At 62.8% G+C, this 2010-nt stretch carries 3 protein-coding genes; 1 reads left to right on the plus strand and 2 read right to left on the minus strand.

The features are described from left to right. The coding region (locus tag ACRXB1_RS35170) for a glycosyltransferase (protein ID WP_449494670.1) at nucleotides 1-835 on the plus strand (835 nt) is incomplete at its 5' end. A 15-nt stretch (nucleotides 836-850) separates the two neighbouring features. Here the strand turns inward: ACRXB1_RS35170 and ACRXB1_RS35175 are convergent. Together ACRXB1_RS35175 and ACRXB1_RS35180 are read right to left on the minus strand one after the other, a co-directional pair. Continuing rightward, entirely contained in the window at nucleotides 851-1396 is a 546-nt protein-coding gene (locus ACRXB1_RS35175; protein WP_449494671.1) for a YbhB/YbcL family Raf kinase inhibitor-like protein, read from the minus strand. Further along, a partial coding sequence (locus tag ACRXB1_RS35180; protein WP_449494672.1) for an anti-sigma factor family protein occupies nucleotides 1393-2010 on the minus strand: 618 nt, incomplete at its 5' end. The genes ACRXB1_RS35175 and ACRXB1_RS35180, both read right to left, overlap by 4 nt.

A 2010-nucleotide genomic window follows, 5' to 3' on the forward strand; every position in this document is an offset into this window, starting at 1 on the left:
TCACCAGAATGCCTGCCGCCGCCACGAGGTTCGCGCGCGCGGCGAAGGCATTCTGGTGCCGGTCTGCTGCAAAACGCTCAGCGGACGCTTTTTCCAGTGGTTCCAGACGTACGAATACATTCGTAATTTCATCTCGCGCTTTGCCTGGATGCGCGCCGACAGCCTGCTGCTGATCTCGGGCGCGTTTGCGTCGTTTCGACGTGACGCGCTGGTCGCGGTCGGCGGGTTCGACGCCGAATGTCTCGTTGAAGACTACGAACTGATTCACAGGTTGCGCCGTCACGCGGTGGATCACGGTCTCGATTGGGACGTGCGTGTGGTTGGCAATGCGCACGCGATCACGGACGCGCCGAGTTCGCTCAGCGGTTTCATGCGCCAGCGCCGCCGCTGGTTCGCGGGTTTCCTGCAGACGCAATACTGGAACCGCGATATGACCGGCAATCGCCGATACGGCAAGCTCGGTCTCCTGATGTTGCCCGTCAAGGCGTTCGATACCCTGCAGCCCATCTACGGCCTGACGGCGTTTGCGTTGCTGATCGGGTTTATCGTGGAGCGGCGCGGCGCCGTGGTGCTGCCGATTTTCAGCGTGATCGGCGCGAAGATCCTGCTCGATTTCGCGTTTCACTTGTGGACCGTGCACCTGTACCGCCGATGGACCGGCGACACAGCCGGATCGAGCTTGTGGATGGCGGTTGTATCGGCGGTGGTCGAGCCGTTCACGTTCCAGTTGTTGCGCCACACGGGCGCGGCGCTGGGCTGGGTCGATTTCCTGGGACGTTCGCGCGCCTGGGGCGTGCAAACGAGAGCGGGTCTCGCCGCGGCCGATGAAACCTGACGGCCGCGAGGCTATTTAACGCGCGTAGCGAATCACCATACTCGACGTTGCCAGCACGTGATCCTTCATCGCGGCAATCAACGTGTCGCGATTGAGCGCGGGCGGCATCGTTTCTCCGGCGAGATCCAGCGCGTAAGCCTGCACTACGTAGTGATGGGGTGCATCGCCGCGTGGTGGGCACGGACCATAATAACCATCTTTCCCCGTCCGGTTGATCCCGCCGATACTCCCGGCCGGCGGCGGTCCGCCTTCTTCGAGCGTTGTCACGGACGCCGGAATTCCATACATGACCCAATGCACGATGCCGAGGCCTTTGGCGCCATCGGGATCGTAGATTGTCACCGCGAAGCTCTTCGTACCCGACGGCACGTTGCGCCATGCGAGCGGCAACGAGACGTTCTTGCCGCCACAGTCCTGCGCGCTCGCGGCGTGGCGGGAATCGAGTGTGGCGTTATCGGAGAGGGTGGGTGAGGTGAGGGTGAAGCGGTTATCAGCGAGGGCCGCGGCGCTCAGGCCGAGCCCCGCGCACAGGGCAAGCATGTGAATCTTTCGAAGGTTCATTGCCATTTTTTAGGATCGCCGCCTAACGCGGCACAGGTATCGAAGGTAATGGCGCGCAGCTTTGCCTCGCCGATTTGTCCCGACAACGCATAACCCGCTTGTTCCGTGGTCCAGTAGAACGTGCGTCGCGTGCCGTCGCGCAACATGCGGATTGCATATTCCTCCCGACGCTTGCCCGTACTGCTCGTCATATAAAGCGTGAGACGCTCGCCGCTCGCGTTCTGATACATGAACTGCGCGGCAGGTCCGTCCTCGCCCGGCAACAGACGGCCGCCGACCAGTTCGAACCCGTATTCGTGCAGCGACGGAATCGTCAACGACCGGTTGAGCCGCTTCGAAAGCCACGTCACCAGATGATCTTCCTGTGACGCGGCGACTTCCACCGCGTGCCGCTGTTCAGGCGCGTACACGGCGTAAGCGATGTCCGCGCGCTGCGCGAACATCGGCGCAGGTTTGTCGCGACCGATCATCGGCAACATCATGTGCATCAGGAACCCGCACGCGATACCCACGGCCAGCCAGCTCGCCGCCATGAGATAACGCCGCCGCGGCCGCACGACGACCACTTGCGGTTCCTGGTCCGCCGTCCCGGCAAACAGCGCGCGCAATGCGTA

The organism is Caballeronia sp. M23-90, from assembly GCF_053574605.1.

Excerpts from the sequence above, each read along its gene's own strand:
- ACRXB1_RS35175 (WP_449494671.1), bottom strand. The coding sequence starts at position 1,396 with ATGAACCTTCGAAAGATTCACATGCTTGCCCTGTGCGCGGGGCTCGGC.